Genomic DNA, 716 nt, shown 5'->3' on the forward strand with positions numbered 1-716 from the left:
GTAAGTAAGGTTTCGACAAATGCGATTACACACCAGATATTCACCATCTCGTTTTACTGTGGCAAATAGGTTTTCAATTCTGGTTTCTAACGTGAGTTCGTAAAGTGTGTTATTGATAGTGAATGAGGTTGATTGGTTTGGCGTGGGCGATAGTTTTATTTCAAATAGCATTTACCCTCCAGATATTTGTCCTTGCGCAAACTTGAGAAATTTTCCCAGTGAATCTATTGATTTTTGACCTATATTCAAAAGGTTTTGTATTTCATTTATCTCATCATCCCAAGCGAATATTCCCTGAGACTCCACCTTTTGAGTCTGATCTCCAGTATCTTTCACCTTTGAATCATCTGGTTTGGTGACTTCTTCCTCTGCATAGCTAACTGTGACCTCTCGAATTTCTTCAAGATGTACGTTTACTTTAATAAGTGTCGCCCCGTCTTTAGCCTCACGCGCTAGGTCATACCCGACGATATTTGCAAACTTGTAGACAAACTCAGGCGTGATAACGATAAATCGCAATGTGCTTTTAGATAGAATTTCAAGTTGAGCCAAAAAAGCACCACGCTCTAAAGCACCACCGCTACCTTTGCTCATTTGTACAGTTGCTTTCCACGGATCACTTATTTTGTTGTAACTGGCAAATGTGCCTCTTTCGATAGGCGCATTTACAACACGGCTTTTGTTTTCATACTGGAGTGATATCACGTTATCAGCGA

At 39.9% G+C, this 716-nt stretch carries 1 protein-coding gene; it reads right to left on the minus strand.

What is annotated here, in order from left to right:
- Positions 1–171: 171 nt before the first annotated feature.
- On the minus strand, positions 172–716 hold a 545-nt coding region (locus tag ABN256_RS19125), incomplete at its 5' end, for a phage baseplate protein (RefSeq protein ID WP_349439940.1).

This window comes from Proteus sp. fly-1008 (genome assembly GCF_040140305.1).
In the GTDB taxonomy this organism is placed as follows: Bacteria; Pseudomonadota; Gammaproteobacteria; order Enterobacterales; family Enterobacteriaceae; genus Proteus; species Proteus vulgaris_B.